The sequence below is a fragment of the Pseudomonas sp. H11T01 genome (assembly GCF_048515765.1).
In the GTDB taxonomy this organism is placed as follows: domain Bacteria; phylum Pseudomonadota; class Gammaproteobacteria; order Pseudomonadales; family Pseudomonadaceae; genus Aquipseudomonas.
Window position 1 is genome coordinate 35,486 of the sequence record NZ_JBLYED010000022.1, and the last position, 15,168, is coordinate 50,653.

The 15,168-nt window shown below is 58.7% G+C and carries 9 protein-coding genes; 7 read left to right on the plus strand and 2 right to left on the minus strand.

Going from position 1 to position 15,168, the window contains the following annotated elements; translation table 11 throughout:
• Nucleotides 1-4: 4 nt before the first annotated feature.
• The 3 genes from ACN1C3_RS25045 to guaA all read left to right on the plus strand — a co-directional run bounded on the left by ACN1C3_RS25045 (nt 5) and on the right by guaA (nt 3,823).
• On the plus strand, nt 5-553 hold the full coding sequence (locus ACN1C3_RS25045; RefSeq protein WP_419118426.1) for a sugar ABC transporter ATPase: 549 nt from the start codon (nt 5-7) through the stop codon (nt 551-553).
• Nucleotides 554-670: 117 nt separating this feature from the next.
• Nucleotides 671-2,140 (plus strand): IMP dehydrogenase, encoded by a 1,470-nt coding sequence (gene guaB / locus ACN1C3_RS25050; protein WP_419118427.1) that lies wholly within the window; start codon nt 671-673, stop codon nt 2,138-2,140.
• 105 nt (nt 2,141-2,245) lie between these two features.
• Nucleotides 2,246-3,823, plus strand: a complete 1,578-nt coding sequence (gene guaA / locus ACN1C3_RS25055; RefSeq protein ID WP_419118428.1) for a glutamine-hydrolyzing GMP synthase — start codon at nt 2,246-2,248, stop codon at nt 3,821-3,823.
• Nucleotides 3,824-3,902: 79 nt separating this feature from the next.
• On the opposite strand, the gene ACN1C3_RS25060 is transcribed toward guaA, so the two are convergent.
• Together ACN1C3_RS25060 and treR are read right to left on the minus strand one after the other, a co-directional pair.
• Nucleotides 3,903-6,968, minus strand: coding sequence for a membrane-targeted effector domain-containing toxin (locus ACN1C3_RS25060; RefSeq protein ID WP_419118429.1), 3,066 nt, complete (start codon nt 6,966-6,968; stop codon nt 3,903-3,905).
• A gap of 136 nt (nt 6,969-7,104) precedes the next feature.
• Entirely contained in the window at nt 7,105-7,809 is a 705-nt protein-coding gene (gene treR, locus ACN1C3_RS25065; protein ID WP_419118430.1) for a trehalose operon repressor, read from the minus strand.
• Nucleotides 7,810-8,041: 232 nt separating this feature from the next.
• Here treR and treP point away from each other — a divergent pair, with 232 nt between their 5' ends.
• From treP to ptsP, 4 genes are all read left to right on the plus strand, one after another.
• Entirely contained in the window at nt 8,042-9,484 is a 1,443-nt protein-coding gene (gene treP / locus ACN1C3_RS25070; protein ID WP_419118431.1) for a PTS system trehalose-specific EIIBC component, read from the plus strand.
• 116 nt (nt 9,485-9,600) lie between these two features.
• Nucleotides 9,601-11,250 (plus strand): alpha,alpha-phosphotrehalase, encoded by a 1,650-nt coding sequence (treC, locus tag ACN1C3_RS25075; RefSeq protein ID WP_419118432.1) that lies wholly within the window; start codon nt 9,601-9,603, stop codon nt 11,248-11,250.
• Between the two features lie 95 nt (nt 11,251-11,345).
• Entirely contained in the window at nt 11,346-12,569 is a 1,224-nt protein-coding gene (locus ACN1C3_RS25080) for a maltoporin (RefSeq protein WP_419118433.1), read from the plus strand.
• Nucleotides 12,570-12,630: 61 nt separating this feature from the next.
• The gene (gene ptsP / locus ACN1C3_RS25085) at nt 12,631-15,168 is read left to right on the plus strand and encodes a phosphoenolpyruvate--protein phosphotransferase (RefSeq protein ID WP_419118434.1); all 2,538 of its coding nucleotides are present in this window, start codon (nt 12,631-12,633) and stop codon (nt 15,166-15,168) included.

The following is a 15,168-nucleotide window of genomic DNA, read 5'->3' on the forward strand; positions in this document are numbered from 1 at the left end:
ACCCATGAACTCCCAAAGCATCATCGTCCCGAAAATTTCCACACTGCCGGTGCGCGAACCCCGGGCGCGGGCGATCGTGCGTTGGCTGGTGCGCAAGAACATCATCGAAGAAGAGCTGACCACCTGCGGTCGCACGGGCAATCGCATGGCCCATGCCATTGCGCCGGGGGCCCGCAGTGTGGTGCTGCACCCTGAGGCGCTACCTTTCGGTGAGCCGGTGAACGGTCTGGAGATCATCACCAAGCGTTGCATCTATACGCCGGCCAAGGGCTTTCTCGAAGAAGCCGGTTGCGCCGAATGCCGTAAAGAAGTGGGCGAGGCACTGTTCGACAGTCTGGAAGACTGGATGCCCGGGCGCACTGACAACTTCATCTGCCCTGAATGCGGCCATGAAGATGACATCAACGGCTTTCTGTTTTTGCAGGAATGCGGCTTTTCCAACCTGGGCTTCATCTTTAATAACTGGGCCGAGGCGGGGTTCAAGCAGAGCTTTCTCGATGAGTTTGCCGACTGGCTCGATCAGCCGGTGACTTGGGTCAAGGTCGAGTTGTAGGGAACGGCGATACCCGTATATCAACATTACCGATAATAGGCAGAGTTTTACATTGAGCCCAAGGGGGTGTCTGAGTATAATGGCGCGCTTCCATTTTCCCGCTCGGGAGCCCCCGCGATGCTGCGTATCAGCCAAGAAGCTCTGACATTCGACGACATTCTCCTAGTGCCCGGTTATTCCGAGGTGCTTCCTAACGAAGTCAGTCTCAAGACCCGCCTAACCCGTGGCATCGAGCTGAATATTCCTCTGGTTTCCGCTGCCATGGACACCGTCACTGAAGCCCGTCTGGCAATTGCCATGGCTCAGGAAGGCGGCATCGGCATTATCCACAAGAACATGACCATCGAGCAGCAAGCTGCCGAAGTGCGCAAGGTCAAGAAGTTCGAAGCCGGCGTTGTCAAAGACCCGATCACCATCGAGGCTGACGCCACGGTTCGTGATCTGTTCGAACTGACCCGCATGCACAACATTTCCGGCGTTCCGGTTCTGCACGATGGCGATCTGGTCGGTATCGTCACTTCCCGTGACGTACGCTTCGAAACCCGTCTGGATGCCACCGTTCGTGAAGTGATGACGCCTAAAGAGCGTCTGGTCACTGTTCGCGAAGGCGCCAACAAGAACGAAGTCCGCGAGTTGTTGCATAAGCACCGCCTGGAAAAAGTCCTGATCGTCGACGGCAAGTTTGCCCTTAAAGGCATGATGACCGTCAAAGACATCGAAAAAGCCAAAGCCTACCCGCTGGCCAGCAAAGACGACCAGGCGCGTCTGCGCGTTGGCGCCGCTGTCGGTACCGGCAAGGACACTGGCGAACGTGTTGCAGCGCTGGTTGCTGCCGGCGTTGACGTCGTTGTCGTCGACACCGCCCACGGCCACTCCAAGGGCGTGATCGACCGCGTTCGCTGGGTCAAGGATAACTTCCCGCAAGTGCAGGTCATTGGCGGCAACATCGCCACCGGTGCTGCGGCAAAAGCCCTGGTTGAAGCCGGCGCCGACGCAGTCAAGGTCGGTATCGGCCCAGGCTCGATCTGCACCACCCGTATCGTTGCCGGTGTCGGCGTGCCGCAAATCAGCGCCATCGCGAATGTTGCAGCTGCCCTTGAAGGCACTGGCGTTCCATTGATCGCCGACGGCGGTATCCGTTTCTCCGGTGACCTGTCTAAGGCCATCGTTGCCGGTGCTTCCTGCGTGATGATGGGCTCGATGTTCGCCGGTACGGAAGAAGCTCCAGGCGAGATCGAACTGTTTCAAGGCCGTTCGTACAAGGCTTACCGTGGCATGGGTTCGCTGGGTGCGATGTCCCAGGCTCAAGGTTCCTCCGACCGCTACTTCCAGGACTCCTCCGCGGGTGCCGAGAAGCTGGTGCCGGAAGGTATCGAAGGTCGCGTTCCGTACAAGGGCAGCCTGAGCGCCATCATCCATCAACTGATGGGCGGCTTGCGTTCTTCGATGGGTTACACCGGCAGTGCCGATATCGAAGAAATGCGCACCAAACCTGAGTTCGTGCGCATCACCGGCGCCGGCATGGCTGAATCTCACGTCCACGACGTGCAGATCACCAAAGAAGCTCCAAACTATCGCGTAGGTTGATAGTGATCACCTTCAGGTTCAGGCCTGAAGGTGATTGATGAATTTAGTAACCGGGGCTGTTTTCTTCAGCCCCGCGTCGTTTCTGAAATTAGACGAGAATGACTCATGGCCCTCGACATTCACGCCCACCGCATCCTGATCCTCGACTTCGGTTCCCAGTACACCCAGCTGATCGCCCGCCGCGTGCGTGAAATCGGCGTGTACTGCGAACTGCATCCGTTCGACATGGACGACGAAGCGATTCGCGAATTCGCACCGCGCGGGATCATCCTCGCCGGCGGCCCCGAGTCCGTACACGTCGCTGATAGCCCGCGCGCACCGCAAGCCGTCTGGGATCTGGGCGTACCGGTCTTCGGTATTTGCTACGGCATGCAGACCATGGCTGAACAGCTGGGTGGCAAGGTTGAAGGTTCCGAACTGCGTGAGTTCGGTTACGCCCGTGTCGACGTGGTCGGCAAGAGCCGTCTGCTCGACGGCATCGAAGACCACATCGACGCCGATGGCCTGTTCGGCCTCGACGTATGGATGAGCCACGGTGACAAGGTCACCAAAATGCCACAGGAATTCCACATCCTGGCCAGCACCCCAAGCTGCCCTATCGCCGGCATGTTCGACGACGCCCGTGGCTACTACGGCGTGCAGTTCCACCCGGAAGTGACCCACACCAAGCAGGGCGGTCGCATCCTCTCGCGCTTCATCCTCGACATCTGCGGCTGCGAAGCCCTGTGGACGCCGTCGCACATCGCTGACGACGCCATTGCCAACATTCGCGCCCAGGTCGGCACCGACAACGTATTGCTCGGCCTGTCCGGCGGTGTTGACTCCTCGGTAGTGGCTGCGTTGCTGCACAAGGCCATCGGCGACCAACTGACCTGCGTCTTCGTCGACAACGGTCTGCTGCGTCTGCACGAAGGTGAGCAAGTGATGGCCATGTTCGCCGAGAACATGGGCGTTAAAGTGATTCGCGCCAATGCTGCCGATCAGTTCCTCGATAATCTGGCAGGCGAGTCAGACCCTGAGAAGAAGCGCAAGATCATCGGCCGTACCTTCATCGACGTGTTCGATGCCGAATCCTGCAAGCTCGACAACATCAAGTACCTGGCCCAAGGCACCATCTACCCGGACGTGATCGAGTCGGCTGGCGCCAAAAGCGGCAAGGCTCACGTGATCAAGTCCCACCACAACGTGGGTGGTCTGCCGGAAGAAATGAACCTCAAGCTGGTTGAACCCCTGCGCGAGCTGTTCAAGGACGAAGTCCGTCGTCTGGGCCTGGAACTCGGCCTGCCGTACGACATGGTTTACCGTCACCCGTTCCCGGGCCCGGGTCTGGGCGTGCGGATTCTCGGCGAAGTGAAGAAGGAATACGCCGACCTGCTGCGTCGTGCCGACCACATCTTCATCGAAGAACTGCGCAAGGCCGACTGGTACCACAAAGTCAGCCAAGCGTTCGTGGTGTTCCAGCCAGTGAAATCCGTTGGCGTTGTCGGCGATGGCCGTCGTTACGCTTGGGTTGTGGCCCTGCGTGCGGTGGAAACCATCGACTTCATGACCGCCCGTTGGGCACACCTGCCTTACGAGCTGCTGGAAACCGTCAGCGGCCGGATCATCAATGAAATCGAAGGCATCTCCCGCGTCACCTACGACGTGTCGAGCAAGCCGCCAGCGACCATTGAGTGGGAATGATCGGGCGCAAGCCTTGATGGCTTGATTGCAGGTAACTGAAAAGGCCGTGTGAACCGTGTTCACACGGCCTTTTTGCGTTTTAGACGCCCGGCAAGCGAACGAGCGTCATTCCGTGGCGTGCAAGGGAGGCACTCAAGCCAGCAGGGGTTTCAAAACGTTGGCCGCTAATCCACGGCCAGGAGGTGCGTTCGATGTAATACCGATGGCCATCGCGCAGGATCGGGGTGCGAACGATGGGGCCTTTTCTCAGGAGACCGTCTATTTCGATGTCCGAACTGCGGTGAACCAGCAATGCTTGATCGGTACTGATGCTGAGGGTGTACATGCCAGCATCGGGCAGGCCTTCCTCCAGCCTTTTTGCAAGGATCACGCTTTGCGGTGTCTTGATTTGCAGCAGCAAGTCATTTTTTGCAAAGCCTGCGTCCTGACCGGGTCGAGCTTCGTCCGAGACGCCCGGATCTGCCTTGATACCGGCGAGCTCATCTGGCCTGACACTTTCGATGCGCAGTCCGATGCTGCCTTCGAGTTCGCTGACACCCGCTACGCCGGCAAAGGTGTTGGCGTGGCTATTACCCATCAACGCCACCCATCGATGGGGGCCCCGTGCAATCTGGTCGGCGCTGATCACCTGGTGGGCGAAGTAGTTCATCATCTTCTGTCGAAAGTTGATATCTGCCCCCTGGATACCGGTGCTGCGATAGCTGGCCATGGAGTCGATGGCCTGAATGCGGATGCGGTTCTTTTGTGCGGTCCTGACGACTTGCTCGAAGGTGAATTGACCGCTGGGTTCAGTCCCGTGGCCAACGTCAAGGTCTTTGAGGTAGCGCTCCAGACTCTCGGACATCACGCCGGTTCTGTTGAATACGTCCAGATCAGCCTGATGGAAATCTGTCAGCAGATGTTCCATGTACAGGGTTTTGACCTTCTGCTGACGCAGCACTTTCATGTTCTCGATCAGAAACTGCTTGCTGCCGACACTGTGATGGCTCTCGCCGACCACCAGGCCAGGTGACCGGTTGAAAATGGTCTTGATGATGTCCTTGGGTTTGGCTGTCGGGATGAACGATGGAATCTCCGGCCTGGGTGGCAGTTGTAGGTCTGAATAGAAAGTCACGGCATCGTTATGCAGCGTTTTACGCAGCTTTTTGAACGCCTCGAACTCGTTGTCCGGGTTGTTTGTGTTCACAAAACCGTCCTTCAAGTTCCACTTCGTGGACATGCCTTCGGCTGCCTTTTGCAACGCCGGCCTCAGCTCCTGCGGAACGTCGTAAGGGGTGGGTGGGGCATCGAAGTCGGGGAGTGCAGGCTCGGCCCTGGCAAACAGCTCGGAAAACTTGCCACCGCCGGCCAGGCCGTGACGCGTGATGGCCACCCATTCACCGAGTTCATTCAGGCGCACCGGTATATTGCGGAAAAACGAGTAGGGATTGGTCGGGTCGATGAGGGTCCAGGTCTTCAGTTCATTGCTGTAGCGCACCTGGTAAAAACGGTCACCGATTGCAATGTAGTTCCCCCCCATCCGGGGTTGATAAATACCCTGGAATTTACCTTCGTCACTGACCGGGAAGTCTCCGTCGAGGACCTCATTGGTTTCAAAAGGGGCGAGAATGTCGGCGTCGGTAGGGCGAGGAACGACGGTCTCGATGGGCAGTGTGGGGGGTGGGGTCGGCTCAACTTCTGTGTTCGGTTCCAGCTCGGCGGTGAGCGTCTCTTCTGTCTCAGCGCTCTCTGCGAATTCGGAGGCCTCTGCAAGTTCGGCTGCCCCCCTCAAAAATGGCAAATTGAACAGCACATCCACGCTGCCAAGAATGGCGCCAGTCACTGCCGCCTTGCGTTCCAGCGGGGTAGAACCGTTGATGGCCTGGTCGATGTGAAGCCCGACATTGGCGATGCCGGCGCCGATAACGACAAGCGCTGCTGGCCATGCAAGGGCGGCCATCGGCCCGAAGGTGTGGTTGAAGGCATTGAGATAGCCGATCCACAGCTTCTTCCTGATCTCGCCGTTGGAGCGCAGTAGAAAGTTGGCGTCGCTGAGCATGCGCTCATGGGTGGACCGGTTCAGATGGGTGAACGCATCACCGGCGATTTTCTCGCCACGGTAATGGAGCAAATGATGGTCTGCGACGGCATAGTCGCCGGGCAATACGTCATAGGCATGGGTGAGGCCGATATTTTCGGTTTCCGTCTCCTCAAGCGCATGAATGATCAGGCCAATGCCGGTGAAGTTGGCGAGCTTGTGCCCCAGTGAAGTGGGTTTGTCCTGAATAATGTCGCGGTCTTGCTGCTTGAAGTGCATGAGCATGCGCTCACGGCCTTCGGTATCCTTGACTTCATTGGCCAGCCATTCGTGCAATTGCTCGACGCTGGTGAAGCAGTGAAAACCTCTGGGCTCACCCGGAACGTAGAGAATGTTCAGGTCACGGTCGTCGGTGATACTGAAAATGTCCGTCGACACGTACTGATCAATGCAAAACTTGTGGATAGATAAACCGCTGCCCGCTGCCGCCTCGTCCAGCAGCATTTGCCGGGTGAGTGGCCTACTCACATTTCCGGTGGCCGCCCTGAGCACCATGGTGAAGTGTTCGCGGGTCAGGTATCCCTTCTCGTAGTCTTCAATGGCTTTGGCGATGAAGGTGCATTTGGCCAGCGCACGGAAGTTGGCGCCGTGTTTTTCCCAAAACGTGGCAATGGCCGTCTTGTAACGATCACTGAAATTGATATCCCAGAAGGCTTTCAGCGCATCCCTGGAGTGCAGGCGAACTTCGTTGGTTTCATCGTAGTTTTCGGCATCCGCACCGACGCGGTAGAAGCCGCTGTCAGTGTCCAGCAGATCAGCGTTGTCCTGGTCGTGGACGCTGAAACGCTGCATGACCAGTTGCGGGAAAGTCATCGATTCCCTGGGCTTTTCAAAGACGTGCTGCCAGCCGGTAAAGGTCTTCGAGCTGCTTTGAGCGGCACGAAAGCGGTGCCAATACACCTTGTCGGGCTCGATGTCCGTGATGTGGTGCCGGGTGAGGATGTCTTTGGCGACCTGGTACGCCATGGCGTACATGTCGGGGCAATCGGCAACAAGATCAGGGATCAGGGCCTGGAGTGCCAACGCCTCGGCGGCGTTGGGCGCAGTGATGTAATCAGTATCTTCCATGATGCTGTCCTTGAGAGGTGGTTGAGGTCCGCTCACTATCTCAAGGGGCATCGATTCTATCTGTAAGGCGGCGGGTAGCTGGTGGCGAGCAGCCGTTGACAGAAGGAGCAGGACATGGCGAGTGCCAGGGTAGGGCTCAGCGCCGTGCAACGTCCGAGAAATAGAACTTGTCCAGCGTATGCCGCGACTCGGTGTACTCGAACTGGCGGCCGTCCTGCAGGAAGGTCTGGTTGCTGACCACGATCACATGGCTCTGGCCGTCGAGGTCCAGATGCTGCCGGTCATCCTTGCTGCACGGCACCGCTTCGATGGTCCGCTGCGCGTAGCTGATTTGCAGTTGCAGGGTTTGCTCGATAAAGGCGTAGATCGAATGTTCGGCGATCTCGCGGTCCAGACCTGGAATCAGCTCAGCGACGAAGTGGTTGATGTCGAGGATCACCCGTTTGCCGTCGATCCTTCGCACCCGTTTGATGCGAGTGATGAGGCTGCCTTCTTGCGCCTGGATGTGTTCGAGCAGGGCACCTTCGAGGGGAAACTGGCCGAATTCGACCACCTCGGTGCTGACGTCATTGCCCAGCCGCGGGTAGGTTTCCTGAAAGCTGACGATCCCGCCCAATTGGAACTCGATCGGGTTGGTCGACAAGACAAAGGTGCCTTTGCCGTGGACTTTCTGGGCGAAACCGCGCTCCTGAAGTTGCTCGATGGCCTTGCGCACGGTGCCGCGACTGGCTTGGTAGCTGTCCATCAGTTCGGTTTCGGAGGGCAAACGGGCGCCACGTTCCAGACGTTCGGTGGTGATGCTGGCAAGCAGATCGGTGTAGATCTGGTTGTACTTACTCATGGGGATGGCTCTGTGCCGCTGTGCTCAAGGTCTGGAACCTTAAGGGCAGAGGTGGGGTTTGTCCATGTAGATAGATCGCGTAGGAAAACTCACCGCTGGTCGGGTTCAGGATAAACAATTTGCAACTCGTCTGTACGAGTTGTTGCTTTAACTCGTACAGACGAGTACTTTTCACTTCGGCGTGCTGCCAATAACGCCCTCCAATAACAAGAATCCCAGTGGAAGAAAAAGCATGAGCCACGATTATCCGAAAATCGCCAGCGAGATTCTTCAAAGCCTCGGTGGTGCAGACAACCTCGAGCAAGCGGCCCACTGCGTCACCCGGCTGCGGCTGGCGCTCAAAGACCCAAGCGTGGTCAATAGTGCAGTGCTGAATCAGATCGATCTGGTCAAAGGCTCGTTCTTTACCGGCGGGCTGTTTCAGATCGTCATCGGCCCCGGCGAAGTGGAGAAGGTCTATGCCGCTTTGCGCCAACAGACTGGCCTGGCCGCTGCGACCATTGCCGACGTGAAAAAGAAAGGCGCCGACAAGACCAATGCCATGCAGCAGCTGGTGCGGGTGTTTTCCGATGTGTTCATGCCGATTCTGCCGGCGCTGATCATTGCCGGCCTGCTGATGGGCGTGAATAACCTGATCGGCGCCAAAGGCATGTTCATCGCGGGCAAGACCCTGCTTGAGGCGTACCCGACGCTGGACGGTGTCTGGAGCCTGATCAATCTGATGGCCAACACCTCGTTCGTGTTCCTCCCGGCGCTGGTCGGCTGGTCGGCGGCCAAGCGCTTTGGCGGCAGTGAAATCCTTGGCATTGTCCTCGGTTTGATGCTGGTTCACCCGGACCTGCTCAACGCCTGGAACTACGGCAAAGCGGTAGCCGGGCTGGACGGCCAGAGCCTGCCGTACTTCGATATTTTCGGCTGGTTCAAGATCGAGAAGGTCGGCTACCAGGGACAGATCCTGCCGATCCTGCTGGCAGCCTACGTCATGAGCGTCATTGAAAAATGGCTGCGGGCGCGGGTACCAAACGCCATTCAATTGCTGGTGGTGCCGATTACCACCATCGTTGTGACTGGGGTGTTGGCGCTGGCGGTGATCGGTCCGGTGACCCGTCACCTGGGCATTTTGATTACCGAAGGCGTGGTGACCTTGTTCGACCTGGCGCCGATGGTCGGCGGGGCGATTTTCGGTCTGCTCTACGCGCCGCTGGTGATCACCGGCATGCACCACATGTTCCTCGCCGTCGACCTACAACTGATCTCCACTCAGGGCGGCACGTTCATCTGGCCGATGATCGTCATGTCCAACCTCGCTCAAGGCAGCGCGGCGCTGGCGGTGTTCACCATGAGTCGCAATGCCCGGGACCGCAGCATGGCCTCGACCTCGGCGATTTCCGCCTACTTCGGTATCACCGAGCCTGCGATGTTCGGCGTCAACCTGCGCTACAAATTTCCGTTCTACGCCGCCCTGATCGGCTCGGCGCTGGGCTGCATCTTTCTTTCCCTGAACAAGGTCCAGGCTTCGGCGATCGGTGTGGGCGGGCTGCCGGGTTTCATCTCGATCATTCCCCAGTACATCCCGATGTTTGTGATCGGCATGGTGATCGCGATGGTGGTGCCGTTCGTGCTGACCTGTGGGTTGAGCATGAAGATTGTTCGGCCTGGATACCGAGTCGCCTGATAGATCGCTATCGCGAGCAGGCTCGCTCCCACATTGGAATGCGATCAACTGTGGGAGCGAGCCTGCTCGCGAAGGGGCCCTTAAGCCCGATACAAAACTTATTAAAGGAATACGCCATGCAAGACTGGCAGCGTTCGGTGATCTACCAGATCTACCCCAAGAGTTTTCACAGCCACGCAGGCAACCCCACGGGTGACTTGCTCGGTGTCGTGGCCAAGCTCGACTACCTGCATTGGTTGGGCGTCGACTGCCTGTGGATCACGCCGTTCCTGCGTTCACCACAGCGCGACAACGGTTACGACATCAGCGACTACTACGCCATCGACCCAAGCTACGGGACCATGGCCGACTGTGAGCTATTGATAGCCGAGGCGGGCAAACGCGGTATCAAGTTGATGCTCGATATCGTGGTCAACCACACTTCCATCGAACACCAGTGGTTCCAGCAGGCTCGCAGCAGTCTCGATAACCCGTACCGCGACTTCTACATCTGGCGCGATCAGCCGAACAACTGGGAATCCAAGTTCGGCGGTTCGGCCTGGGAATACGAGGCGCAAACCGGTCAGTACTACCTGCACCTGTTCGACCACACCCAGGCCGACCTGAACTGGGACAATCCGCTGGTACGCGCCGAAGTCTTCAAGATGATGCGTTTCTGGCGCGACAAGGGCGTCGGCGGGTTCCGTCTGGACGTGATCAACCTGATCTCGAAGCCGGCGGACTTTCCCGAGGACAACAGCGACGGCCGACGTTTCTACACCGACGGCCCGAACGTTCACGACTATTTGCAGGAAATGCACCGCGAAGTTTTCGAAGGTCACGACTTGATCAATGTCGGCGAGATGTCCTCCACGAGTCTCGAGCACTGCATTCGTTACTCGCGCCCTGAGTCGAAAGAACTGTCGATGACGTTCAACTTTCATCACCTGAAAGTTGATTATCCGAACCTGCAGAAGTGGATTCGCGCCGATTTCGATTTCCTTGACCTCAAGCGCATCCTCTCCGATTGGCAGACCGGCATGCAGGCTGGCGGTGGCTGGAATGCGCTGTTCTGGTGTAACCACGATCAGCCGCGGGTGGTCTCGCGTTTCGGGGATGACGGCGAACACCGGGTGGTCTCGGCGAAGATGCTCGGCACCGCGCTGCATTTCCTTCAGGGCACGCCTTTTGTTTACCAGGGTGAAGAGCTGGGCATGACCAATCCGGGCTTCGATCACATCGACCAGTACCGCGATGTCGAGACGCTGAACATCTATCGCCTCAAGCGTGAGGCCGGTGAGTCCGAGGCTGAAAGCATGGCGGCGATCATGCAGAAGTCCCGGGATAACAGCCGCACGCCGATGCATTGGAATGCTCAGCCGAATGCCGGTTTCAGCGGTGCCGAACCCTGGATCGGCGTGCCGGAAAACGCGGCGCAGATCAATGTTGAGCAGCAGTTCAACGACCCGGCCTCGGTGCTGCATCACTACCGTGAACTGATCACCCTGCGTCGCAGCGAGCCGCTGATCCAGGACGGTGTCTATCGCCAGCTCTTGCCCGAACACACGCAAGTCTGGGCTTACCTGCGCGAAGGTAAAGGTGAGCGTTTGCTGGTGGTGAACAACTTCTACGCCACGGCCTGTGAAGTTGAATTGCCAGAAGGGGTGATCAACGACGCGATGGGGCAACGCTTGGTGATCAGCAACTATGGGGACTGTTCAACCCGCCATCGGCAGGTATTCCTGCGGCCTTACGAGTCGTTTGTTCTGCATCTGACCGACCACTAAAAAGCACTGTTTAAAACAACTCGCAGAGCGCTGCGCGGGGGAGCTTTGCGCGCCGCTTTTGCCGGTTTTACACAATAAAAATAATGAGGTGGCTCTTGAAAACAACAATAAGTCGCAGCCTTGCTGCATCGAGTGTGTGCCTGGCATTACCGCTCTCGGCCCAGGCACTGGAGTTCGCCGGTTATTTGCGCAGCGGCGTGGGAACTTCGGTCAACAGCAGTTCGCAGTCGTGTTTTCAATTGCAAGGCGCGCAGTCTAAATACCGCTTGGGTAACGAATGCGAGCAATACGCGGAGCTGGAACTGCGCCAGGATCTGTTCACCCTTGATGACGGTTCGGTGCTCAGCGTTGATGGTATGGCATCGTTGTATAACCAATACGACCGCAACCTGACCTTTCAGGGCGACAACGGCTCGGTGCGCATGCCGCAGCTGTACGCGCAGTGGTCGAACCTGCCGAGCCTCAACGGCGGTTCGCTGTGGGCCGGGCGGCGTTACTACAAGCGTAACGACATCCATATTTCCGACTTTTACTACTGGAACCAGAGCGCCACCGGCGGCGGTATCGAGGACGTGAAGATCGGCGACCTGAAATACAGCTACGCGTTTTCGCGCAAGGACAACCTGTACCAGAAGGACTACGTCACCCGGCAGGATTTCAACGTCTCAGGCTTTGATACCAACCCTGGCGGTGAGCTGGAGTTTGGCCTGAGCTACATCGACAAACCCGACCGCCGTGACGCGCACGCAGGCTGGGCAATCACCGCCCAACATGTGCAGAAAGACTTTTTGGGCGGCAAGAACAAATTGGCACTGCAATACGGCGAGGGGCCGGGCACCGGTTTGGGTTACACCGGCGATGTTGGCCTGGACGACAGCAACAAAAGCTACCGGCTGGTGGAGTTCTTCGACTGGCAAGTGACGCCGCGCTTCGGTGGTCAGGTCGAGGCGGTCTATCAGAAAGACATTCGCCCGGACGGCAACGATCAGAACTGGATTTCCCTCGGCATTCGTCCGGCCTATGCCATCACTGAACAGTTCAAGCTGGTCACCGAACTGGGGCACGACCAGGTCGAGGCCCCCGGCGGTACGCGTAAGCTGAGCAAGTTCACCTTCGCCCCGACCTGGTCGCCAAAGGGGCCGGATTTCTGGGCGCGCCCGGAAGTACGTCTGTACTACACGTATGCCAGCTGGAACGAGGCGGCCAAACGTGCGGCGAATGAATTGGCGGCAGGTTCGGCGTTGTCCGACACCGGGGCTTTTGGTACGGCGCTGCATGGTTCGAACGTCGGATTGCAGGTCGAGTATTGGTGGAAATAAGCGATGCTGTCGGGGCTCGCGCTCCATCGGCACTTCAAAGAACAAAACAGCAGGTGAAGTCATGGCCACAACCCAACATTTGCAACTGCTAGCGCCCCTGTCCGGGGTGCTGATGCCACTCGATCAAGTGCCGGACCCGGTATTTTCCAGTCGTCTGATCGGTGATGGTCTGTGCATCGATCCGACGTCGCAGACCCTCTGCGCGCCGCTGGCCGGGGTGATCAGCAATGTGCAGCGCAGTGGTCATGCGATCAGCATCACCGACGACAGCGGTGTGCAGGTGTTGATGCACATCGGTCTGGACACGGTGAACCTCGACGGCCAGGGTTTCAAACGGCTGGTGGAAGAGGGGCAGCGGGTCGAGGCCGGCCAGGCGCTGATCGAATTCAACGCCGACTACATCGCCTTGAATGCCCGCAGCCTGCTGACTCTGATGCTGGTGGTCAGTGCTGAGCCCTTCACCCTGCTGACGTCCGACAGCGGTCTGGTGGAGAGCGGCCAGCCGTTGTTGCGTTTGAGTCTGGGCGATCAGGTTTCAAGTGCTGCGGTGGAAGAAGGAGAAGCGCTGTTCTCGAAACCGGTGGCCTTGCCCAATCCGAACGGATTGCATGCACGTCCTGCGGCGGTATTTGCTCAGGCGGCGAAGGGGTTTACGGCGAGCATTTGTCTGCATAAACAACAGGCCAGCGCCAACGCCAAATCCCTGGTGGCGATCATGGCGTTGCAAACCGCGCAGGGGGATGCCTTGCAGGTCAGTGCAGTGGGCGAGGACGCTGAACTGGCGATCAAGACCCTGACTGAATTGCTGGCCGCGGGCTGTGGTGAAGCAGTCGCTGCGGTGATGGTGGTGAGTGAACCGGTTGTGCGGGTCGAAGCATCTTCGGCAAAGCTGTTGCGTGGTGTCTGTGCATCGCCGGGTTCGGCGTTCGGGCGGGTCGTGCAGGTGGCGGAGCAGACCCTTGAAGTGGTTGAGTTCGCCTCCGATCAGGCCCTTGAACGCAGGCGCCTGGAACAGGCGTTGGTTCAGGCTGCGTTAGCACTGCAGATCCTGCGCGACAACGCGACGGGCACTGCCCAGGCGGAGATCTTCAAGGCGCATCAGGAGTTGCTGGAAGACCCGAGCTTGCTGGAACAGGCTCAGGTCCTGATCGCTGAAGGCAAAAGCGCCGCGTTCGCCTGGCGCAGTTCGACCGAGGCGACTTCGGATTTGTTCAAAAACCTCGGCAGCGCTTTGCTGGCCGAGCGTGCGGCTGACCTGGCAGACGTCGGCCAGCGGGTGCTCAAGTTGATCCTCGGCGTACAGGACAGTGCCTGGGTCTTGCCGGAACAAGCGATCCTGATTGCCGAACAACTGACGCCATCGCAAACCGCCGGGCTGGACACCAGTAAGGTGCTGGGCTTTGCCACCGTGGGCGGCGGCGCCACCAGCCATGTGGCGATTCTCGCCCGGGCTTTTGGCTTGCCGGCCATCTGCGGGCTGCCTACTCAAGTGCTGTCGCTGGTCAGCGGGACTCAGGTTTTGCTGGATGCCGACAAGGGCGAGTTGCAACTGGACCCTGATCTGGCGGCTATCGAACAGCTACAGGCCAAACGTCAGCAGCAACGACTACGGCATCAGCGCGAACTCGAGCATGCCTCGCTGGCGGCCTGTACCCGTGACGGCCATCACTTCGAGGTGACGGCCAACGTCGCCTCGCTGCCTGAGGCCAAGCAGGCGATGGCATTGGGCGGCGAGGGCGTCGGTCTGTTGCGTTCGGAGTTTCTTTATCTGGAGCGCAACACTGCGCCGAGCCATGACGAACAAGCGGTCACCTACAGCGCCATCGCCCGAGCGCTGGGGCCGGAACGCAATCTTGTGGTGCGCACGCTGGATGTCGGTGGCGACAAGCCACTGGCCTACGTGCCGATGGACAGCGAAGCGAACCCATTCCTGGGCATGCGCGGGATTCGCCTGTGCCTGGAACGTCCTGAGCTGTTGCGTGAGCAGTTCAGAGCGATTCTGACCTGCGCCGGGCTGGCCCGTTTGCACATCATGCTGCCGATGGTCACCCAGCTGTCCGAGTTGCGCGAGGCGCGGCAAATGCTCGAAGAGGAAGCGCTGACGCTGGGGCTCAAGGAGCTGCCGAAACTCGGCATCATGATCGAGGTTCCAGCGGCGGCGTTGATGGCCGATTTGTTCGCTCCCGAGGTGGACTTTTTCTCCATCGGCACCAACGACCTGACCCAGTACACCCTGGCCATGGACCGTGATCACCCACGTTTGGCCAGTCAGGCCGACAGTCTCCACCCGGCTGTGCTGCGCCTGATCGCCAGCACCGTGAAAGCCGCTCATGCCCATGGCAAGTGGGTCGGCGTGTGCGGCGCACTGGCTTCCGAGACCCTGGCGGTGCCGCTGTTGCTGGGGCTGGGGGTGGATGAACTGTCGGTCAGCGTGCCATTGATCCCGGCGATCAAAGCGACGATTCGCGAAGTGGACCTGAAAGATTGCCAGGTCATCGCGCAACACGTTTTGGGCCTGGAAAGTGCCGAGCAGGTACGTGAAGCCTTGCAGCGGCATCAACAGACGGCGGTCGTTACCTCATTGGTTTTGGAGAGCTGA